Origin of the sequence: Oscillatoria sp. FACHB-1407, from assembly GCF_014697545.1 — a bacterium.
GTDB lineage: Bacteria > Cyanobacteriota > Cyanobacteriia > Elainellales > Elainellaceae > FACHB-1407.
This window is the reverse complement of the sequence record NZ_JACJSA010000002.1, coordinates 197,072-219,116: the sequence shown is the minus strand read 5'-3', so window position 1 is coordinate 219,116 and position 22,045 is coordinate 197,072. Positions and strand designations below refer to the sequence as shown.

The window sequence follows — 22,045 nt, the reverse complement described above, 5'->3', positions numbered from 1 at the left end:
TTGAGGGGATTAACTCCAAGAATTGCGAGCACAAATCTGTTTGCGCTTGAATTGTTTGAGTTAAAACATTCTCTAGATCAGGTATAGCATGTTTTAGTTCTAATGCAAACAGTTTGAGTCAAAATCCTCTGGCATAATTCCTATGCCCTCATCCAGAAGACACCAGCCATTGCAACAGCGACCCTTAAAGCAGGACAATACAATCGCCAATTTGTTGCCGTTTCACTTCCTCAACTGGATGCACCTGATTCAAGTCTTAAAAGCAAAATTTGACCTTCCGGCAAAATTTTGGATTATTGCACTGATTGCCTTCATCAACTCTGTTAGCTTCACGATCATTATTCCGACTCTCTATCCCTACGCCAAAGAGTTTGGGCTGACGGACTTTCAAGCCAGTTTACTGACCACCAGTTATGCGATCGCCCAGTTTTTTGCGACTCCCGTTTTGGGCCGATTTTCAGACTTTTTGGGACGCAAACCCTTACTCGTGATTAGCTTGATTGGGACGGTATTCGCCAACGTATTGGCGAGCTTTGCCTGGGTGGCGTGGCTGCTCTTTGCCGCTCGAATTTTAGATGGCTTAACCGGGGGCAACACCTCGATCGCCAGAGCGATTATTAGCGACACCACCACACCCCAGGAGCGACCAAAAGCCTTTGGGCTATTTGATGCCGCGTTTCGCTTAGGGTTTGTGACGGGACCTGCCATCAGTTTCTTGGCTCAAAGTTTGCCGACCTTTCCAGGGGTGTCTCCATTGGGTATGAGCTTTTTTGCTGGAGCGGTGATTGCACTGATCACCACGTTGCTGACGATCTTTCTGTTGCCCGAAACCTTGCCCCAACGCCAACCCCTCACCCTCGATTGGCATATCTTTGGCTTAGACAAGATCGTGCGATCGGCGGTTCGTCCTCGCCTGGGTCACGCTTTTTTGTTGACCTTCTTTACCGGATTCACATTCACCATCTTTACGTTTGCATTTCAGCCATTCTTTCTCAACGTTCTTCAGCAAAATGCTCAGACTCTCGCGATCGTATTTACGATCATTGGAGTTGCTGGTGTGGTGACTCAAATTTTTGCCGTTGAGCCGCTCACCAATCGCTTTAATTTAGCTGATATTTTGTCTGTATCGATCGCTGTTCGGGCACTTATTTTTCTATTAATTCCTGTCTTTCCAACCTTGTCTGCATTTGTTGTATTGGCGATCGCACTGGGTATCAGCAACTCCTATCCCATGCCGCTGATTAGCACCATCTTGTCACTGAATAGTGGCGATCGCGAACAGGGCGAAGTACAGGGAATTAATGCCTCTTATCTGAGTATCTCGAATGCGTTAGGTCCAGCCGTTGCAGGGGTGTTGGTCAGCATCAATTATAGTGTCCCCTTCTGGATTACAGGCATCTTGACGTTATTAACAGCCTGGTATGCGATGAGTCTAAAAGCCAGTGCAAGGTGCAGTAAAGAAGCGTCGTGAATTCTCCAAATGAACGGTAAACTATCTTAAAGCAGGTTTTTTAGAAGAACTGTGCAACGGTGTTTGTAGGAATTCATCATGGCAACTGTCAACGACAACTATCTAAAACTTAAAGCAGGCTACCTGTTTCCTGAAATTGCTCGACGTGTGAATGCGTTTGCAGCCGCAAACCCCGATGCCAAGATTATCCGGTTGGGGATTGGCGACGTAACCGAACCGTTGCCCGAAGCCTGCCGTACTGCCATGATCAAAGCTGTTGAAGAGATGGGCGATCGCGCTACATTCCAGGGCTACGGACCGGAGCAGGGCTATGCCTGGTTACGCGAAAAGATTGCTGCCCATGATTTTCAGGCACGAGGCTGTGAAGTAGATGCCTCCGAAATTTTCATCTCGGATGGCTCCAAGTGCGACACGGGAAACATCCTTGATATTTTTGGGGATAACAACGCGATCGCGGTGACTGACCCGGTTTATCCCGTGTACGTCGATACCAATGTCATGGCAGGACACACGGGAGACGCTAATGAAGCGGGCGAATACGAAGGATTGGTCTACTTACCGATCACCGCTGAAAACAACTTTACGGCTGAGCTTCCCACCCAAAAAGTCGATCTAATTTATCTCTGCTTTCCCAATAACCCCACGGGAGCCGTCGCTACCCGCGATCACCTCAAAGCCTGGGTAGAGTACGCCAAAGCGAACGGCTCCATCATCTTTTTTGATGCGGCTTACGAAGCGTTCATCACCGATCCTGAGCTTCCTCATTCGATTTATGAAATCGAAGGGGCACGAGATTGTGCGATCGAATTTCGTTCTTTCTCTAAAAATGCCGGATTCACCGGAACTCGCTGTGCGCTGACTGTGGTGCCCAAAACCCTCACCGCTAAAGCCGCCGATGGCTCTGATGTGGAACTGTGGAAGTTGTGGAACCGTCGCCAAACCACCAAATTTAACGGTGTGTCTTACATTGTGCAACGCGGTGCAGAAGCGGTCTACAGTGACGAAGGTAAAGCCCAAACTCAAGCCCTGGTTAGCTTCTACATGGAAAATGCCAAGATCATTCGTGAGCAGTTAACCGCCGCAGGAATTCAGGTCTATGGTGGAGTGAATGCCCCCTATGTCTGGGTCAAAACGCCCAATAACCTGTCCAGTTGGGATTTCTTTGATAAGTTGCTGCACACCGTTAACGTGGTGGGAACTCCCGGTTCAGGGTTTGGTGCCGCTGGAGAAGGCTACTTCCGTATCTCTGCTTTCAACAGCCGCGAAAATGTAGAAGAAGCCATGCGGCGTATCACATCTAAATTCACAGCGTGATGTGGGGTTTTGTAGGGGCAAAGCATCCCAATAGTTCACTTGTTCAGTTAGAGATAATCTCTCTATTGGATGCTTTTTCCCCTACCCTAGGGGTCTATCCCGTTTTTCAAAGATTTCTTAGCCTGATTTAAGAACTGACTCAGGCTAAGGAAAAATTAATATGACATCGAATGTTAATAACGACACCCCCAATCTACCGAACCCCAGTCAACAGAAAGCAAATAACTCGCTGCTGATCGGTGCTTTGTTAGTCGTTTTGGGGCTTGTGGCGATCGCCCTTCCTGCCTTTTCAACCATTGTGGCTGAAACCTGGATTGCCCTAATCCTCGTCTCTGCGGGAACTGGAAAACTGGTCTATGCCTTTCAAACCCGTGAACAGGGCGGTTTTATCTGGAAGCTATTACTCAGCATTCTCTACATTGCGACTGGCTTGATGCTGTTCTTTAATCCTCTGACTGGAGTTCTGACCATCACGCTATTGTTGGGCACCTTCCTGCTGACCGAAGGAACGTTTGAATTGATCCTGGCATTCCGTCTACGTCCTCAACAAAATTGGACTTGGGCACTGGCAAACGCGATCGGTACGCTGTTGCTGGGTGCTTTGATCTGGTTCCAGTGGCCCTCCAACGCACCCTGGTTGCTGGGAACTCTGGTCGGTGTGAGCGTTCTCTTTACCGGGATCTCTCGCATCATGCTGTCGTTGAGTGGTCGCCCTGCCATCAATGCTGGTGATCAGGTTCCTACTACTTAGTGGGGAATGGGGAGTGGAGAATTTTCTAACTCCCTGCTTCCTCGAAAGCCAGAAACCTTAATTGCTTCCAAACTTCAACTCTTAAGAAACATCATTTGGTCGGTAGGGGCATTGCATACAATGCCCCTACAATTATTTTGGGTTAATTAAGGTTAGTGATCCTGGGAATGCATATGGCAACTTATCTGGTCACAGGTGCAAATCGCGGTATTGGATACGAGTACTGTCGCCAACTGCAAGCACGAGGAGAAACTGTTATTGCTGTTTGTCGCACTTCCTCCGAGGAATTGAACCAGTTGGGACTTCAGGTTGAGGAAGGGATCGATCTCACCTCAGAGACATCGGTGACGGAGTTGTGCGATCGCCTCCAAGATATCCCCATCGATGTCCTGATCAACAATGCCGCCATTGCTCAACGCGTTACGCTCGATGACATGGATCTCGACAGCATTCGGGAACAGTTTGAGGTCAACGCGATCGCCCCGCTTCGTCTCACCCACACTCTACTACCGCAACTCAAAGCAGGCTCTAAGATTGCGCTGATGACCAGTCGGATGGGGTCGATCGCTGACAATACCTCTGGCGGTTCCTATGGCTATCGCATGTCAAAGGTGGCGTTATCCATGGCGGGCAAATCGCTGTCTCACGACCTCAAACCTCGTGGAATAGCCGTAGCCATTCTCCATCCTGGCTTAGTGCAAACTCGCATGACCAACTTCACCCCCAGTGGCATCACCCCAGAGGAATCCGTGAAGGGATTGCTGGCTCGAATTGATCAGCTAACCCTGGAGAACTCAGGCACGTTTTGGCACGCCAATGGCGAGGTTTTACCGTGGTAAGCCCTCCATCTAAAGACGACCCATTCAAGCACTTTGACAAAATCTTTTTCTGGGTTGGTCTGGGATTTCTGGTCGTCTTTAATCTGATTGGTGGGTCGTTCGTGTTGCTGGCTACGGCTAAAAGCCTGGTGTGCGATCGCACCAATTCTACTCAACCAACCTGCACTGTAAAAGCTCACCAAAGCCCTTTTGATTGGGAAAGGACGCTGCAAATCTTTCCAGTTAGCGAACTGCTCAGAGCTGAGGTAGAACGTCCCACCAGCAGAGAAGATCTCTATCGAGTTGTCATTTTCACAGAGCGAGGCAAGCTTTATCTCACAGATGCCTATAGCTCTGGATATGACGATAAGGCAGTTCTTGCCGTTCAGATTAATAGCTTTGTGCAAAACCCCCAGGAAACCCACTTGCAGATTCAACAGGGCGATCGCTGGGTGTTTTACCTCATCGGCACACCGTTTATCTTTGTAGGCACGTTAATCGGTTTTGTCTTTATCTACATCAGCTGTTCTGCAAAGTCCACTTTGTCATAGAGATCCGCCAGAGAGATCTCAAAGGGAATGGAACTCAAGGTTAGCAACGAGTCTGCTCCGTCATATTCAGAGAAGATCCATTTGCGGGGTTCGGTGCGGAGATAATGTTCAACATGCATCGAGTATTGATCGATCAGCACATATTCCTGAAAAGTTGGGATGGTGCGATAGGCAGCAAATTTGCCACTGCGGTCATACGCTTCGGTTGACTCGGACAACACTTCCGCAATCATGATCGGATTGGTAATCGTATCTTTTCGTCCTTCTTGTAGCTGTAAGTCTCCCTGCACAACCATGACATCAGGATAGGTGTAGATGCGCTTGCGCGGAATCCACAATCGCTGGTCGGTGACAAATACTCGATAGGGTTGACGTTTGAGACTCAGGTTTAAAGTCCCAGCCAGATTTAAGACAATCTGGTTGTGGTTTGGCATCCCTCCAACCATTGTCAAAATCTCTCCATCAATGTATTCATGTCGCTCTTCCGAATTGACTTCTAGCTCTAAATACTCTTCCGGTGTGTAATATTTTTTCTCTTCAGTTGATATAAACATGGTTTAGTCCCCTCTCCTTGATGCTTGCTCCAACTTGGCTAATTGCTCTTTAGCAAACTCCCGGACTTGTTCATCAGGATCATTGATGGCGCGATCGTGTAGTAATTCAAGCGTTTTGTGATGAGTCAGATCAACATTTATAAGTCCTTGCATAGCAAGGAGTCGAGGATTTTGTTCAAACTCTTCCTCCCGTTCAAACCCATCCTCCATCGCAATCTGGTACAGGAGGTCAAATATATTAGAGGTAGCCTCCTCTCCCCATTCAACAAGTAACTCCACTGCTGTTGCACGAACTTGCCAAGCTTGATCCGTCAAAGCAGCTGTTTTGATGAGTGGTAAAGTTTTTGGATGATCTTTCCAATTTCTACCCAATGCCTCTAATGCTACCTCGCGTACAAGACCATACTTATCATCCTTCGCTGCTTGAAGTAACAATAAAGTATCTTGATTATTACTCCAGCCCTGAGCTAATGCATCCAATGCTGCTCCACGAGTGTAAACGACTTGACTATTTTGAGCTAAATCTTTGAGGAAAGGTAAAATCTCTGGATGTCCTTTCCAGTGCTGCGCTAAGGCAATCGCTGCAACTCGTGTAGAGGACCAAGTATAACCCTGCTTCACACAAGTTTTAAGTAATGGAATTATATCTGGATTATTTCCCCAACCTTGAATTATGGCGTTGATAGCGAAATAGCGAGTATGGGTTTGCTTGGCGTACCCTTCTTCTAGACAGGATTTGAGCCAAATTAACAAAGTAGTTTCTCCCTGCCAGGCTAATTCGACCACTCTTGCAAACGCTTTGACGTATTGAAGATCGCCACGCTTTATAAGTCCATCTTCAATCTTTCCTTTGATAAGTTTTAAGAGAAAATCTGAAGATGTGGCTATAGTGCTACGATTTTGAGTCTCAATCAAACATTCTGTAGCAAGTAGTAAAGAACCCATTTCTTTCTCGGTAAATGAGTCACTTTGTGCATCATCTCGCTTTTGAATTGCAAGGAATTCAATTAATTGTCCTGCAAATTTTGCATCAATCATTCCACAGATTAGTCTTAACACCTCATGCCAGGTTTCATCCCACCAGTGTTTTCCAAAAACCTCATTCTTTAATTGTTCAAAAGTCAGAGTTTTCTGCTTCTCAAATTGGTAGACGAATTCTGTTGCACAAAAATATTCTAGAAATGTGCGGTGAACGAAGGCGTAAGAGTCTGCCCCCAAATAACAGAGGATAAAGTTACGGGTGCGGAGTTGTTGAATCATCAGGCGGGCAACGGTTCTGGGTTGCTCCACTTCAAACGTTTTCAAGTAATCCGTCAAAATTCTTTCCAGGTCAGCCGCGCTGATGATGTTTCCTGCTAATCCCTTCTCGCTCGACTGCATGTGATAGGCAACCTTTCGCAACATGGCTTGTTTATCGCGATAGTCAATGGTTAGTGGGTCGAGTCGTTGTTCAATCAGGTTCCGTTCTACATCCCACTGATGTAGCAAGACTCGTGATGCCTGGTTGTAGAGTTCTGGGCGATCGCGTGGTAATTCCTGATTCCGATTCAAGATTGCCATCATCGTCAGCAACAGCGGATTGCCTGCCAATTCTCGAATGGCTTTCGAGTCGTGAATCGCTTTTTGCAAGCGGTCTCGTTTGCGTGTTTTGTCGAGTCCCTCCTGAAAGGTCAGGTCATGCCAGTGTTGAATGAAGTTTTCGATTTGCTGGTCTTCCAGATCTTGCAACATGAAGTGACGAAATCCGGCATCGCGCAGTCGTTGGGCTTTGTAGCCTAACCAGCGAGAGGTGGCGATCGCCTGAACTTGAGGATAGTCGTTGGTAAAGCGGTGAAGATCGGTTACGACTTCCTCTCGCAGTTGTGGGTCAAACACCTCATCAATGCCGTCAAATAAAGCGATTGCATCTCCGGCTTTTAGCTTTTCGTGCAGTTGTTGCTGGTTTAACCGGCAGGTGATATTCCCAGAATGGATAAACGAGAGGATGTCATGACACTTCTTTTCTTGCTTGTCACGGGCATAGGTGCGTAGCTCAATCAACAGCGGAATTGGGTACAGGGGCAATTCACTCACGGGACGTTCTGCCCAAACCAACGCCAGATATTGCAACAGTGTCGATTTCCCTGAACCGGGATCACCCAAAATTACTACATGCGGCAGGGGTTGCCCCCCCAACCCCCCAAACTTGGGGGGAGCCGGATTGAAGTCCCCCAAACTTGGGGGATTTAGGGGGCGATTAGGAACCGTTGGATCACCCACCACTTCTAACACAGGGCGAATCGGTTGCTCCACATACACCCGCCGATACCGTTCCATCTCGGCTTCTGCGATCGCTGCCTCATCCAATTCTCCCCGTTCTCGTAACTGCCGCAAATGCTCTTTAGGAATTTCGTAGACCTGGGGCAAAAACTCCTGACACTCCCGCACATTTTGCGGCACGAAAATCTTCCACAGTTTCAGTTCGTTGTAATAAACCCCTGTCGTATCCAACGATTCCAGTTTCAGGTTGCCATACTGTTCCTGCAAGCCTTCCGCATAGCGAGCCAAATCAAACCCTGGAGCAATGCCCACTAATTGCTGTAGACTTTCCGCCGCTGCTGCCTGTGCCTCTGCTGCAAAGATCGGGCGCAACGTATCCGAATTCTGAATGATCGCCTTTACCTTGCGGATGTAAAGCTTGCATACCAGTTCCCAGTCAAAGTCAGGGGGTAAATGAGGCAAATCGAGCGTCTGCCAGGTTTGCGCTAGCGTTTTCGTATCCAGCGATCGACACTCTGACTCAAACGCCCGCCCCACAATTGCAGCGACTTGTGAATCATCAATAAACCGTTTGACGGGCTGAATGTATTGTTTAATTTGAACCTCTTGATAGCCTGCGTTTTCTAGCTCTTGCTGCACCAATTCTAGAAACTCTTTCAGTGCCTTGCCATAGGCTTCTTTCTGCACATCTTTCTCTGGCAACCGAATCAGCTTCTTAAGGCAGTCTTTGAAAAAATCCTTGGCATAGTCTTTGGCTGAGTCTTTTGCCAGGTCTTCCAGGATGGGTCTAGCCAAAATTCCGGTTGCCTCAACGACGCTCCAAACAATTAACCAGTCCACCATGACTCAGCCTTCTAGTCGTTATTGCTTGTTTCTAATATGCCATTTAGCCAAATAAATGTCTTGGTGTGGCGATCGCTACCGATAGATTTTCAACTTTTCGAGGAAGTTGAAGATCTGGGATCGCTTACAAAACGTAAGACTTTAAACCTGATTCAACCTCCACTCTCTCGGTTTGGTGGGCAACCTTAATGTAGAGAGCTAAATGGCTACTCAACCATTGCCTTGCCGAGTGGAGCAAATCTGTATGCAGAAATTTTCCTGGGATGAGTCTTTAAGCACTGGCGTACCAATGATTGATACGCATCATAAAGAGTTAATTGCAGCGGTGAATGACTTAGCGGAGGCGATCGAGCAGGGTAAAGGAGCAACTTACATTAAGAAGCTTTTGATCTTTTTGAAATACTATGCTGAGTGGCATTTTGGTCATGAAGAGCAGTGTGCTGCAAAACACAAATGTGCGATCGCAGAAACCAATCAGAACGCTCACACACAGTTCATTCAAACTTTTGGCAATCTGCATGATGAGTATCGTCAAAGCGATGCCAATGAAGCGATCGCACAACGAATTTACGATGAATTATCAGATTGGCTAGTTAAACATATTTTGCAAATTGACACACAAATTGGTGTCTGTATACGTCATGCTAAAGCAAATGGATAGTCAGTCCCATCCTTTTGCTAGGCTGTGCTATAACCACCGCTTGAGCAGATCACCCAACTCCTGCAACCGAAATGGTTTGCTGATGTAATCATCCATTCCAGCTTCTAAGCACTTTTCGCGATCGCCTAACATGGCATGAGCCGTGATACCAACAACGACAGTTCGGTGTTGTTGGTCTTCTCGTTGTCGTAAGCGACGGGTTGTTTCATAGCCATCTAAAACAGGCATTTGGCAATCCATCAGCACCAGATCATAAGGACGTTGAGCTAATTTTTCCAGGGCTTCCTGTCCATCGCTGACCAGATCACACTGGTAACCTAGACGCTGTAATACGTGTTTCAATAAAACCTGGTTAACCTTGACATCTTCAGCCACTAAAATTTGAGTGACAGAAGGTGAAGCGTTAGTGGTGGGTGAAGTGTGACGGTCAAAGGATGCTGAGGGCGATCGCACAGATTCAACAAAAACAGTAAACCAGAAGGTTGATCCCTGCCCCAGCACACTCTCGACTCCGATTTCTCCACCCATCAAATGCACAATTTTTCGACAAATAGCAAGCCCTAACCCAGAGCCTTGATAGAGTCGGGCATTGGATGAATCGACCTGAGTGAACGAGTCAAAGATGCGTTCTTGATCGGAAGGGGCAATGCCAATCCCTGTATCTTGTACACTAAATTTGAGTTTGACACCTGAATCATCCTTCGTTTCTACTGAATCAACACGGAGGGTGATTTCTCCAACCGCTGTAAACTTAATAGCATTGCTGATGAGATTCGTGAGAACTTGTTGCAAGCGATCGAAGGAACCAACTAATGTGGCAGGAATGGTAGGAGCTACCACAACCGTAAATACCAGTCCTTTTTGGGCAATTTGAGGCTGAAAGAGCTTGACCAAACCATCAATCAAATCTTGCAAGTTAAAGGGCTTGGTGTTGAGTTTGAGGGTTCCCGCTTCTAATTTAGAGAGATCCAAAATATCGTTAATAATAGCCAGCAAACTGTCGCCACTGCGGCTAATCTGTTCAATGTATTCCTGTTGTTCAGCTGAGAGGTCTGTGTTGGCTAGAATGTCTGCGTAGCCTAATACCGCAGTCATAGGAGTTCGTAATTCATGACTCATATTGGCTAAGAATTCACTCTTAGCTTGATTTGCCACCTCGGCAGCTTCTTTGCTAGCTTGCAATGCAACCGTTTGTTCGCGCAATTCCATCGTCCGTTGTTCGACGAGGTGTTCTAGTTTTTCGTTTAATTCAGTTAACTGTTGGCGATCGCGCTCAACTATCACGGATTGCATCAACCGTTTTAACAACTCACAAATGGCGATTCCACAAATTAACCCTATTAGTAACAGGGATGCTCCTAAATAATGCAGACTTAATTGCCCTTGCTGGTAAATGGTTCGAGCGGTGTCAACGCGCACTATTAGGGCAGGTTGGTTGTATACATCGCGTAACAACATATAACCCGCAACCTGATCTTCAGAGAGGGGATGAATAAACGTCTCGTTGGGATTATCTCGTAAAGCAGAGACTGCCTGCTGCATATCATCAGGCAGAGACGCACTATCCAGTGAATAGAGTGAATAAAATGTTAGTGATACTTGTGTTAAATGTTCCAGTCGTTTGATTGCTGTCTCATTCAGATAACGACCAATCAACAGGGTGCCACGGCTAGGTCCTTCTCCTGTGCTGGTCAAAATGGGACTGGAAGCAGTTAGCAGTGGACCTTCGGGTAACATGAGTAGCCCAGTGCTACCTGTAGTATTCACAAAATATTGACTCAATGCTTCGTCTAGCTGACCTGCATTATTAATTGTTGTGGGAAAAACTGTATCTTGTTGAGTTTGTAAATTAAAACTTCTCTTAAACAAAACTTGAGAAGATACATCAGTCAGAAGAATGATGTTTAATCGCAGATTTTTAAGGGCAGCATCAGACCAATTAATAACGGCGTAATCTTTATCCTGTTCTGCTACAAAGTTGTAAGTGTCATCCCACTTGGCGTAATCATAAACTTCAGTTTGTAACGCATTTAAATCATGGTTAATCGTACCCTGTACCCGTTGAAGATCGCGTTGGATGAGTTGGCGTTCTGCTTGAGAAAAGTTATGTAGGAGAATTTTTGCGGCAACTAGATATAAAACACCTGTAATACCAAAAACAGCAAGTAGAGCTATGAGGGGTATTCGCAAGGAACTTAGTTTGACCATGTAACGAGTCATTTGTTAACAAAAAAATCGCGAATATAGCAATAGCAGCATCATCCAGGATGAGGTGTAGGGGATTCATCCTGGTTCTACGATTCCGAGCAGCAGTAATAACTATACGGAGCTTATATGTGCATTTAATTTTACAAGCTTCACCTTCTATTTTACTTAAATTTTTAATCTAATCTCTCCTAAGGTTTTATGAAGAAGTCCTTTAAATTGAGCAAATCATGAAATGTCATGGCTTTGCTGCCCTTGGGAGTGAATGAGTTGTGAGCAGGATGCTCGCACTGGCTGAAACGATCTGCCTGATGGAAGTGTGAGTGTCTCGCTCACGTCCATGTCAGGACAATCATCCCTCTATTCAGCAACGCCGATGTCATCCGTGGGTTATCCCTTTCTCAAGAGATTGCTTAACTCTATCGCTCAGGAAGACGCATATCCCCCGAAGCACCGGAGATATTGATGATTGCGGGTAATGTGCCGTACCCATTCTCAAACCTACCGCTACAACAACAGTTTTCTAAATTTACGTCCCTATGAACCGCTTCCTTACCCGTGCGATCGCCGCTTTGAGTCTGACACTTCCGTTGAACGCTGCAATGCCAACGGCTCAAGCGATCGCCCAACCCATCCCCTGGCAGTTTGATGAGCAAACCCTTCAACCCACTTTTCCAGTCAATCGGGAACAGCGTAGCCTTTATCTGGGGTGTTTTATACAGCAGGCGCAACTGGATGCCGACGGCAGATTGCCTGCCTATCGTCGCTCTGAAGTGGTGTTTGAGTTGCTCTATCTTGCCGTTGGATTTCAGCAACAAGGTCAACCCACCCAAGCCAAACAGGCACTCGATCAAGCCGCATCTCTCCTTTTAACAGAGGATTTGTATTGGTCAGAGATTCTGATCTTAGAGAAGATTGCGGGAGAATACATTCAACAAGGCTTTTTAGAGGAGGGGCGATCGCGGCTTGAGCAGACGTTGATAGCCGCTCGACAACCCAACGTCGTAGAGAGTACGGTGACCGAGGGCTTGTTTGCCAGGATAGCGGGGCATTATCGCTTATCCGATCGGCTTGAGCAAAGTAGAGCCGTTTTGGCTGAAGCCCGCCAAATCGCCCAACGTGAGGGGTATCGATTTAGCTCCGAAGGCTTGGGGTTAATGGCAGTGGAATATATCAAATTAGGCGACTATGACTCGGCGGACGCAATGGTTGCAGATGCAAGACAAACCTTACCCGACACATTAACGGGGTTCCACCGTTGGTTGACCGTGCAACCCATGATTCGGCAATACATCAACGTTGGAGCCGACGATCGCGCCCAACGTCTCATCGCTCAGGAGCCAAGAGCCGAGCAACTACAATTGCTGCAAGTGATGGCAGAGCAGTACGCATCCATCGGTCAAGCAGAACCAGGGTTAGCGGCGTTAGATCAGGCCGTAGCGATCGCCAAAACGACCTCCTACGAAGACATGCAGTATGCGATGCTCGACCCTCACCGATTGTGGTTAGAGTTAGTCGAGCAATACATTCAGTTGGGGCAGCCAGAACGGGCTCTGCATGCGATCGCAGGCGTAGAACAGTGGTCTGATCCACGCACTCCCGAATACCTCAAACTGTATATCACCGCTGCCATGGGCAGAACCGATGCTACGTTTGAGACGTTAGAATCCTCCATTAACGAGTATGGCAACTGGCGAGACATAGAAGTCGTTTGGGATATGACCCTGAGTCGGATCATTAAGCTCTATACCGAACGGAACCAACTCGACCATCTAGAACGTCTCTATGCCCTCGCTCCTTTTCAAAAAGGCGCAACTGATATTTTTCCGTGGCAACACCCTACTCGCTTTGAGTTGGCTTTGACGCTGGGACACAGTTACCTCACAACCGGACAAACCGCCGCCGCTCAATCCATCTTTGCAAGCGTGTTAGAAGACCTGTCCAACCCAGAAGTGCGTTCAACCTTAAATTACGAACTTATGATTCGTGATCTATTGGCGTGGCAGATCAAATATGGTCAATACGAAGCTGCCGTGCAACTGGTGGAGCAGTTTCCGTCGGAGTTGAATGGCGATTACTGGCGACCTCGGCTCGCCTGCGCAATGCAGTAATTCACCGAAATTCAATCAGTGGCAATACGGCGATCGCGCTCGATTCTTCGGGGTTGTTTACTGTCTCGTGGCTCCTCCGTGTCAACCGTTGAAGATTCATCGGTTGCTATGTGCTCTGAATGATCTGCATTGGGCACAGACACGGTTTCATCGGATTGGGGTGTGGCCTCCAGTTCGTCTTGGGGAAGTTGTTCCACACCCAGTGATTCATCGTGTTGCTCGTCAGGCATTCCATTCACCCTCATCTCGACATCCTCCAGCTTAGAAAAGAGCTACAAAAGTCACCTCTCACCCAGAGGTATCTATTGAGGGAATAGGAGTCTATCCGATGATGGATTATGATAAGTAAAGAAATATGTAGAAACGTAAAGAAAATTTAGAATGGCTGTATTTGAGGGAATTGAGTCTGTTAATGCACTGATTGTCGGGGCAAATCGAGGCATTGGTTTAGGGTTTGTACAACAGTTGCTGGAGCACAAGCAAATTGGAAGGCTCTACGCGACCTACCGCAACGAGGCTTCCTCAGAATTATTGGCTCTTGCTGACCAATATCCCCAGCAACTCCATCTGATACGAATGGATATTACGGATGAATCCCAGATTGCTGAAGGGGTCGCTCAAATCAAGACTCAAACCCCTCAACTGCATCTCGTGATGTACTGCGTTGGGGTTTTGCATGAGGGTGAAATGCAACCCGAAAAGGGGTTGCAGCAGATTCAAGCCGAGAATCTATTGCGCTATTTCCAGGTCAACAGCATTGGGGCGGTGCTGTTGGCAAAACATCTGGTGCCGCTCCTTAAGCATGGCGATCGCAGCGTGTTAGCGAGCATTTCGGCAAAAGTCGGCAGCATTGGCGACAACCAGTTGGGCGGTTGGTATGGCTATCGAGCCTCTAAAGCCGCGTTGAATATGTTGATGCGCAATGTGGCGATCGAATATAGCCGTAAGAGCCCTAAAACACTTGTAGTTCTAATGCATCCCGGTACAACCGATACCCAGTTATCCAAGCCCTTCCAACGGAACGTTCCCCCAGAAAAGCTGTTCTCGGTCGATCGCACAGTCACTCAACTGCTAAAAGTGATTGACCAGTTGCAACCCGATGACAACGGACAATTTTTCTCCTGGGATGGAAGCCGTTTACCGTGGTAATCAACAGCACAGACGCGATTATAGAAATTAAGAAAATAATTTGACAATTCTGTAATGCGGACATCTTGCCCGCGAGCGAGACGCTCGCACTTCTTTTACCGGATCAATTCTTTAACCGTTATAATCGCGTCTCTTTCAGCAAGACTCAGATTCAATGTTCCATGTTGAATTGTCCATAGCTATACTTGGGAACCTGTCATTTCAGAGTGAAATCATTACTCTAGAAGTACGGATTGTTTACACGCTAAGTTCTTTATGACTTCTCACACTTGTTGGATCACAACCCTGGCGATCGCCACGTTGGCTCAGTTAATGGGTGGTGTCGCACTGGCACAAACTAGCTCCCCTGCACCCGCTTCTAACTCAACCGATGGTATCCCTGTGCAGGTGACTCCCGCCACTCCCGCAACGACTATTCCATCCGATCCAAATACGCGATCGCCCCAAGCTCAACCACTTCAGACTCAACCTTCCCCCTCCGCTCAAGAGCCTGTGGCAACCTGTCCCCCAGGACAGTTTCTCTCCGTGTTTTCAGATGTGCGCCCCGACCACTGGGCCTATGAAGCGGTGAACCGCATTGCCAGTGGCGAACCTCGTTGTTTTCCGTTGGATTCTTAAGAGCGCAACGTTTGTGGGCATTGATTTCGTGCGTCGCTTCAACCTGTAGCGACAAAAAGTTAATAGGGTATACCCATCCCTAAACGTAGAACGATGGATAAGGTAGGGGCGGTTCGCGAACCGCCCTGACAGATACATAGATAGATAGCCCAAATTTATAGAAATGGTGTTAGAGATGGGCTGAGATGCCACAATAGGCAGTTGTTCCCTACTGCTGCACCTCCATGTGGAATCAGATTGCTACCCATATTTCTCAGGCGACTCAGCAAGACTTTCAAATTAAGCACTCTCGTCCAGTGGGAGGGGGCAGCATTAACCAGGCGTATGCGGTTGTGGATGGCGACACAGCCTATTTCGTCAAACTCAATCAGGCAAGCCGTGTGGCAATGTTTGAGACAGAGGCGATCGCCCTACGGCAAATGCTGGAAACGCGCACCATCCGAGTTCCCAAACCGATTGTTTGGGGCACGGCAGACAGTTCCTCTTATTTGGTGATGGAGTGGCTCGATCTGGGTTACGGCACGCATCAGTCCTGGCATGACATGGGTACGCAGTTAGCGGCCATGCATCGAGTGACGAGTGCGCGTGGGTTTGGCTGGGATCAGGACAACGTCATTGGAGCTACTCCCCAACCTAACCCCTGGACAGCAGACTGGGTGGAATTTTTCACAGAGCACCGAATTCGTCATCAATTGCAACTGGCACGACGACGCGGCGGACACTTTCCTAAACAAGACCAACTCCTTGCCGCGATTCCCAGACTTTTGGCAGACCACCACCCCCAACCGTCTCTCGTCCATGGTGATTTGTGGTCAGGCAACGCAGTGGTGACAAAACTGGGGGAACCTGTGATTGTTGATCCGGCGGCTTACTTTGGCGATCGCGAAGTTGACCTGGCGATGACTGAGCTATTTGGCAGCTTTCCCAATGACTTTTACCGAGCTTACAACGATGCCTTTCCGCTTGAACCGGGGTATCAACAGCGCAAAATTCTCTATAACCTGTATCACATCCTCAACCACTTCAACCTCTTTGGCGGTGGCTATGAATCTCAAGCCAATCGAATGATTGAGTCATTGCTCTAAAGGAAGGAGAGATGCGATTAATCACGTCTCTCCTTCTTCTTGTCCATTCCGTGTTATGCTGAAAGCTGACTCGGACCTACGCGATTACAACGCCCAAATCTTGTCAGGACCGGAAGGTAGCAGCAATACGGGATGCTTGTAATAGGCGTGGACTCCGGGTCTCTTTTTTTGGTAGGCAATCGGATAGATTTACTCCTATGCTAGAGCTATGACTCTACCGCCAACCGTACTAAGGAGTGGTTTTAGTAATGCCTGGTTTTGGAGATTTAGTGCAAAAAGCCTTTTACCTCGGAGTCGGCATCGCTTCCTATGCGGGTGAAAAAGCAAGCACCACCTTAGCAGAATTGCGATCGCAAGCTCAAAAGTTAGCCGATGAGATGGTAGCTCGTGGTGAAATCACCGCCGAAGAGGCAAAACGGATGGTGGATGAGATGGTGAGCCGAGCGCAGCAACCCCCCACCAGCACTCCTCCGCCTACAACTGAAAAGTCAGAGCCTCGTCGCATTGAGATTCTCTCGGATGATGAGCCTGCTCCTGAAGCTAAACCTGAAACGAAAGCTGACGGCAAACCTGAAGCGGTCGATGACTTGCGGCAACAGGTGCTTAAACTGCAAGAGGAATTACGGCGACTCAGGCAAGACTAATCCAGAAATTTGATTCAGACGGTCTATTGTGGCTTGGGTGGGGTACTCGATGCCCCACCCACTATTATGGAAGATTGAACACTACAGCACTCTGAGCAGGCAGAGCGAGAAGGGGCGGATATGGAGGATTGGCAACGGGAGTTTTACAAGATGCTGGACGAAATGACCGAAACGGTGGATGAGTTTGTTCAGAGCATTATTCGAGATGTCGGAAAAGCTGCTGATGAATTTGTTGATTTCTCAGAGGGCATTGCCGAACAGATTGAGCAAGCGATCGCCTCAGAAATCGACAAATTTGATGAGCAGTTAGATGACTGGGTTGAACCCATGTTGCAAGCCATTGCGATGCTCGAATCGGCGTTGGGGCACACAACCGAACCGGTCAGCCAAACCATTGAACCCATTCTCAACGAACATGCCGTTTGTATTGGTTGCCGTCATTATCACGGTCAGAGTTACAACGGAGTGATGTTTGTCTGTGCCATGCATCCCTATGGCGTAGCCGATGGAGATGAAACCTGCCCCGACAAAGAAACCCATCCCTGGATTCCCAAAAACAACGACTTCTTTGACGAGAATTAATACGGCAATTGCGCCCATAGCTAAGGGTGAAACCCCTGCACCCGGTCTAAGCAACCTGCTTATCTGACAACTCATTCAGAATAATGTGGCTGTGACTGTAACTGCGGCGATCGCCACTGAAGAGTTGGCATATTTAATGAATGGTTTGTTAAGGCATCTCTAAATCTTGAACGTGTGTTACTGTCTGTCTTTCAGCTTGAGGACTTAGTACTTCACTATATCAACAACTGGTTAAAGTTATACCAAAATGACAGGATGAAAAGTTCTTTAAAAACACTCATTTTCCTGTTCTTCAGGTTCAAGATTTATAGTTTGTTTTGGACTGTAGTTAAAACTCTAAAGTGATACTGATTTAATGTTTGATTGTGGCAGATCACTGGGTAGGGGCGTTTCGCGAAACGCCCCTACGGAATCATTTGCAGCGAAGCCAATTCAAATTGGTATGACAATTGTCTCTCTCTAGTGCAACACATTGAGCGTGATGCAATCACAAATTCTGAGAGATAAAGTTTCAGATCAGACTCTACAAGTAATTGATTGAGCCATGTGTCAGAGCCAAACTCAAGTCCACAACTCTGAATCACTCTTCAAGTATGTATTCATACAACAGAGGTTGTTCTGCTACAGGCCCTAAGGCGGCAGATTGCAACAGCGATCGCCAATCATTCAAGATCTCCAAATCATCTGGAGCATTCTGTCGTGCTTGAGCGAGTGTGGCGATCGCTTCAACCCAAATTCCAGCATTAGCGTAATGCGTAGCGCGTTCGTGAGGAGTTGCCTGCTCCCCCAATGCCTCAATGTCTGCGGGAAAAGCCACACGCCGAACGATTCCGTAAACGCCAGTCCGATACTCTTCGTCACAATTGAGGTTAAACCCCCACTCATAATCCTTGTCTATGTCTAACCCTGGCAAATCGGCAGGCAACCGGAGTCTTAGAACCGTTGCTTGTTCAGGCATCGGTAATCGAATGAAATAAATCAGGTGTTGCGTATCGGCATGACTCACCCAAAACTCTCCCCAAACTTCTGCCTTAGGGGGATGGCTGATTTCTGAAGCAGCAGGAACCGAGATAAAGAACTCAGGGTGGGTTGAGACGGTCAATGCGGGGGTACTTTCAGGAATAAGAGCCATCAGACGCGGTCGATTGCACCCACAGGGGCATCCCGCATAGTTGGGTTCCTGTCGTCGTTGTCGATATTCCTCTGGTAACCGTGCCTGCGGATCGGCTCTAAACTCAATCTGTGCCTGGGCTGGAGTCGCAAGCAGTGAGGCAATCAACGACCCAACGACAACCAGTGAAGAACACACGTTGTGGAGTAAGGGCATGGTGAGCGGTCAGGGCTGAAGATGAGATAAGTACACCATTCTTCACAAAAAAGCCGTCCAATTCCGGGTGATTGATAAATTCTTCATATCTATCAACTCAGTTTTTCTGGTGGAATGATATTTCCATCCATTTCTACAACAAAAGGTTGAATGCCTTCATACTCAAGGCATACACCATTTAGGGCACTCAGGCTCATGAAAGGCAGTAGTTTAAGGGATTTTGCGTAGCGATTGCCTAAACCTTATAAGCCATTAGCATTGGGTAAGTTGTAAAGAACTGCAACGACCGATAAGCATTCCTTTACCTTTTGCATAGCAAGTTTATATGCAACACCCCATTGCTTTTTCACGGTTAAACGTTAAACTTTTTTTCAAGATAGATTTTTAACTATCAAAGAACGTTCATCTATAGATTTTTATAGATGCTTTTCCAAAGCATTCAGAGTGTTTCACGTTCCACCGTGGTTCACGTCCTTATAGATGAAGGTTCTCGTGATTTCCATAAAACTAAGGCTGTTGCACATCGATTGAGATAACTGATTCAGAGTTATCTTAAATCAGATTCTCCAACAGCCCAAAGTTTGCAGCGACTGTTTGTTTTGATTACAACCCTTGCTGGGCTGTTAGGAGGTTTCTATGTCTAATTTCTCACACTTGACTCGCCGTAAGTTTTTGGCTACTGCTGGGGCGTCTGCTGCTGGAGCCGTTTTCTTAAAGGGCTGTGTTGGCAACCCTCCGGCTTCTATGGTTGGAGCGGTTGATACAACGACGGCTGCACCCGCCGCTCCGGTGGCAGAAGGTGAAGCACCTGAAACAACGGCTATTAAATTGGGCTACATCCCCATTGTGGAATCGGCTCCCTTAATTGTTGCTCAAGTGAAAGGTTTCTTTGCAAAATACGGCATGACACAAGTTGAAGTGTCGAAGCAAGCCAGTTGGGCGGCTGCACGAGACAACGTCACCATCGGCTCTCAAGGGGGCGGTATTGATGGTGGTCAATGGCAGATGCCCATGCCCCACTTGATTACTGAGGGGATTATTACCAACGGCAACAAGATACCGATGTATGTGTTGGCTCAGTTGAATACTCAAGGAAACGGGATTGCGATCGCCGGAACCCACACAGGCAAAGGTCTAGGTCTCAACCTATCCAATGCAGCGGATTACGTAAAGGGATTCCAGGCGACCAGTGGTCGTAAGTTCAAAGCGGCGTATACCTTCCCCAATGCCAACCAGGACTTCTGGATTCGCTACTGGTTTGCCGCAGGTGGCGTTGACCCAGATCAGGATATTGATTTGCTCGCGGTTCCTTCGGCTGAAACCGTACAGGGGATGCGGAATGGCACGATGGATGCCTTCAGCACAGGTGACCCCTGGCCCTACCGGATTGTGGCAGATGGCATCGGCTTTTTGGCAACGTTGACCTCTGAGATGTGGAAGTTTCACCCCGAAGAATATCTCGCTATTCGGGCAGATTGGGTGGATGCTAACCCCAAAGCTACGAAAGCGTTGCTCAAAGCCATCATGGAAGCGCAGCAATGGTGCGACAAGCCTGAAAACCGCGCAGAACTGGTGCAAATCGTCGCAGGACGCAATTTCTTCAATATCCCTAAAGAAATTTTAGAAGCTCCCTATAACGGCAAATACACCATGGGTGACGGCAAGCCTGAGGTCAACGACATCAAGCAGGGACCGCTGTACTGGACAGATGATTTGGGTAGTGTCTCCTATCCCTATAAGAGCCATGATCTGTGGTTCCTGACTGAAACGATGCGCTGGGGCTTCCACAATGGGGCGATCGCTGACATCGACACCGCAAAGCAAATCATCGACCGGGTAAACCGTGAAGACCTCTGGCGTGAAGCGGCTCAGGAAGCTGGATTCTCCGACATCCCCAGCGGCACTTCTAGAGGGGTTGAAACCTTCTTTGATGGCATCAAGTTTGACCCCGAAAACCCAGAAGCTTATTTGAGCAGCTTGCAGATTAAGCGGGTGTAAGGACTGTCAACGGTTATTAGTCAATGGTCAATAGTTGATGGTCAATGGTCAACGGTCAATGGTCAATGGTCAATGGTCAATAGTTGATGGTCAATAGCTAGTGGTCAATAGCTAGTGGTCAATGGTCAATAGCTAATGGTCAGTAGTCAACACTTGCATCTAACAACGAACATTTGACGATTGACCATTGACCCTCTCTTTTTTCCTTTTCCACTCTTCCTTTTTTATTCTTCTTTTTTTCATTCACGGAGTAACTATGGTCGCAACCTCTAAGGCTCGGACTGGCAATAACGAACTAATGACTAACTTCCAAACCTTCTGGAAGAAAAACTCTGAAAATATCGTGCTACCTGCCATCGGTATTTTAGTGTTTCTCGCGGTTTGGCAACTGTTGTCATCCACAGGTATCACCAAGCTCCCCGGACCCTTGAGCCTTTGGACTGATGAGCGGACTCGCACGCTGCTGTTGTATCCCTTCTATGATTTTGGTGGATTAGACAAAGGGTTGTTTTGGCAGACCTTAGCCAGCTTAGGGCGGGTTGCTCAAGGTTACTCCGCAGCGGCGATCGTTGGTATTTCTTTAGGAGTGCTTGTCGGGACAAATCGCATCATCAACAAAGCCCTCGACCCCATCTTCCAGTTCTTGCGGATGGTTGCTCCATTGGCGTGGGTACCGATCGCCCTGGTTGCCCTGCAACAAAACCAGCCCGCCGCTATCTTCGTGATTTTCATTACGGCTCTGTGGCCTATTTTGATCAACACTGCTGAGGGTGTGCGTCAGGTTCCCCAAGACTACATCAACGTTGCTCGTGTATTGCGGATTTCTCGCTGGAAGTACTTCTCCAAAGTTCTCATGCCCTCCGCACTGCCTTACATTTTCACTGGTTTGAGAATTGCGATCGGTTTGGCATGGTTGGCGATTATTGCGGCTGAAATCGTGATGTCTGGTATCGTCGGCATCGGCTTCTTTATCTGGGATGCTTACCAGCAAAACTACGTTAGCGAAATTATTCTCGCTGTGGTTTACATCGGTGCAGTAGGTCTGTTGCTAGACAAGTTGGTGGTCTTCATTCAAAAGCTCATCCTGCCTCAAGGTTAGTCATG

The 22,045-nt window shown here is 47.6% G+C and carries 19 protein-coding genes and 1 other RNA gene; 15 read left to right on the top strand and 5 right to left on the bottom strand.

Translation table 11 applies throughout. The features are described from left to right. The first annotated feature begins 142 nt into the window (after nucleotides 1-142). The 5 genes from H6G89_RS04175 to H6G89_RS04155 all read left to right on the top strand — a co-directional run bounded on the left by H6G89_RS04175 (nucleotide 143) and on the right by H6G89_RS04155 (nucleotide 4,905). Nucleotides 143-1,471: an MFS transporter gene (locus H6G89_RS04175; RefSeq protein ID WP_206758097.1), complete on the top strand. Its 1,329-nt coding sequence runs from the start codon at nucleotides 143-145 to the stop codon at nucleotides 1,469-1,471. Between the two features lie 78 nt (nucleotides 1,472-1,549). Next, a complete protein-coding gene (locus H6G89_RS04170) occupies nucleotides 1,550-2,785 on the top strand; it encodes an LL-diaminopimelate aminotransferase (protein ID WP_190504016.1) in 1,236 nt (411 codons plus the stop codon). A 160-nt stretch (nucleotides 2,786-2,945) separates the two neighbouring features. Beyond that, a complete protein-coding gene (locus H6G89_RS04165) occupies nucleotides 2,946-3,536 on the top strand; it encodes an HdeD family acid-resistance protein (protein ID WP_190504015.1) in 591 nt (196 codons plus the stop codon). A gap of 173 nt (nucleotides 3,537-3,709) precedes the next feature. After that, complete coding sequence (locus H6G89_RS04160; protein WP_190504014.1) at nucleotides 3,710-4,375, top strand: SDR family oxidoreductase; 666 nt, start codon at nucleotides 3,710-3,712, stop codon at nucleotides 4,373-4,375. After that, entirely contained in the window at nucleotides 4,369-4,905 is a 537-nt protein-coding gene (locus H6G89_RS04155) for a hypothetical protein (RefSeq protein WP_190504013.1), read from the top strand. Before H6G89_RS04160 ends, H6G89_RS04155 begins: the two co-directional genes overlap by 7 nt. On the opposite strand, the gene H6G89_RS04150 is transcribed toward H6G89_RS04155, so the two are convergent. Next, nucleotides 4,869-5,459 (bottom strand): Uma2 family endonuclease, encoded by a 591-nt coding sequence (locus H6G89_RS04150; RefSeq protein ID WP_190504012.1) that lies wholly within the window; start codon nucleotides 5,457-5,459, stop codon nucleotides 4,869-4,871. The two genes, H6G89_RS04155 and H6G89_RS04150, sit on opposite strands and share 37 nt — an antisense overlap. 3 nt (nucleotides 5,460-5,462) lie before the next feature. Next, a complete protein-coding gene (locus tag H6G89_RS04145) occupies nucleotides 5,463-8,561 on the bottom strand; it encodes an NACHT domain-containing protein (RefSeq protein ID WP_190504011.1) in 3,099 nt (1,032 codons plus the stop codon). Between the two features lie 202 nt (nucleotides 8,562-8,763). Here H6G89_RS04145 and H6G89_RS04140 point away from each other — a divergent pair, with 202 nt between their 5' ends. After that, nucleotides 8,764-9,222 carry a bacteriohemerythrin gene (locus H6G89_RS04140; RefSeq protein WP_242059818.1) on the top strand — a complete coding sequence of 153 codons (459 nt, stop codon included), beginning with the start codon at nucleotides 8,764-8,766 and terminating at the stop codon, nucleotides 9,220-9,222. Between the two features lie 27 nt (nucleotides 9,223-9,249). On the opposite strand, the gene H6G89_RS04135 is transcribed toward H6G89_RS04140, so the two are convergent. Beyond that, nucleotides 9,250-11,430, bottom strand: a complete 2,181-nt coding sequence (locus H6G89_RS04135; RefSeq protein ID WP_190504010.1) for a CHASE4 domain-containing protein — start codon at nucleotides 11,428-11,430, stop codon at nucleotides 9,250-9,252. Nucleotides 11,431-11,966: 536 nt separating this feature from the next. On the opposite strand from H6G89_RS04135, the gene H6G89_RS04130 reads away from it, so the two are divergent. After that, complete coding sequence (locus H6G89_RS04130) at nucleotides 11,967-13,538, top strand: tetratricopeptide repeat protein (protein WP_190504009.1); 1,572 nt, start codon at nucleotides 11,967-11,969, stop codon at nucleotides 13,536-13,538. A gap of 11 nt (nucleotides 13,539-13,549) precedes the next feature. Here the strand turns inward: H6G89_RS04130 and H6G89_RS04125 are convergent, their stop codons facing one another. After that, nucleotides 13,550-13,768, bottom strand: a complete 219-nt coding sequence (locus H6G89_RS04125) for a hypothetical protein (RefSeq protein ID WP_190504008.1) — start codon at nucleotides 13,766-13,768, stop codon at nucleotides 13,550-13,552. Between the two features lie 151 nt (nucleotides 13,769-13,919). Between H6G89_RS04125 and H6G89_RS04120 the strand changes: the two genes are divergently transcribed. The 6 genes from H6G89_RS04120 to H6G89_RS04095 all read left to right on the top strand — a co-directional run bounded on the left by H6G89_RS04120 (nucleotide 13,920) and on the right by H6G89_RS04095 (nucleotide 17,616). Further along, complete coding sequence (locus tag H6G89_RS04120) at nucleotides 13,920-14,687, top strand: SDR family NAD(P)-dependent oxidoreductase (RefSeq protein ID WP_190504007.1); 768 nt, start codon at nucleotides 13,920-13,922, stop codon at nucleotides 14,685-14,687. A gap of 255 nt (nucleotides 14,688-14,942) precedes the next feature. Continuing rightward, nucleotides 14,943-15,305, top strand: a complete 363-nt coding sequence (locus H6G89_RS04115) for a hypothetical protein (RefSeq protein ID WP_190504006.1) — start codon at nucleotides 14,943-14,945, stop codon at nucleotides 15,303-15,305. Between the two features lie 224 nt (nucleotides 15,306-15,529). After that, entirely contained in the window at nucleotides 15,530-16,390 is an 861-nt protein-coding gene (locus tag H6G89_RS04110; RefSeq protein ID WP_190504005.1) for a fructosamine kinase family protein, read from the top strand. Between the two features lie 67 nt (nucleotides 16,391-16,457). Further along, an RNA gene (ffs, locus tag H6G89_RS04105) (signal recognition particle sRNA small type) lies at nucleotides 16,458-16,554 on the top strand. Nucleotides 16,555-16,638: 84 nt separating this feature from the next. Further along, nucleotides 16,639-17,034: a phasin family protein gene (locus H6G89_RS04100; RefSeq protein ID WP_190504004.1), complete on the top strand. Its 396-nt coding sequence runs from the start codon at nucleotides 16,639-16,641 to the stop codon at nucleotides 17,032-17,034. A 120-nt stretch (nucleotides 17,035-17,154) separates the two neighbouring features. After that, a complete protein-coding gene (locus H6G89_RS04095; RefSeq protein ID WP_190504003.1) occupies nucleotides 17,155-17,616 on the top strand; it encodes a hypothetical protein in 462 nt (153 codons plus the stop codon). Nucleotides 17,617-18,196: 580 nt separating this feature from the next. Here H6G89_RS04095 and H6G89_RS04090 read toward each other — a convergent pair. Continuing rightward, nucleotides 18,197-18,943 (bottom strand): DUF928 domain-containing protein, encoded by a 747-nt coding sequence (locus H6G89_RS04090; RefSeq protein ID WP_190504002.1) that lies wholly within the window; start codon nucleotides 18,941-18,943, stop codon nucleotides 18,197-18,199. Nucleotides 18,944-19,579: 636 nt separating this feature from the next. Between H6G89_RS04090 and H6G89_RS04085 the strand changes: the two genes are divergently transcribed. Continuing rightward, complete coding sequence (locus H6G89_RS04085; RefSeq protein WP_190504001.1) at nucleotides 19,580-20,941, top strand: CmpA/NrtA family ABC transporter substrate-binding protein; 1,362 nt, start codon at nucleotides 19,580-19,582, stop codon at nucleotides 20,939-20,941. 256 nt (nucleotides 20,942-21,197) lie between these two features. Then, entirely contained in the window at nucleotides 21,198-22,040 is an 843-nt protein-coding gene (ntrB, locus tag H6G89_RS04080; protein ID WP_190504000.1) for a nitrate ABC transporter permease, read from the top strand. The last annotated feature ends 5 nt before the right edge of the window (nucleotides 22,041-22,045 follow it).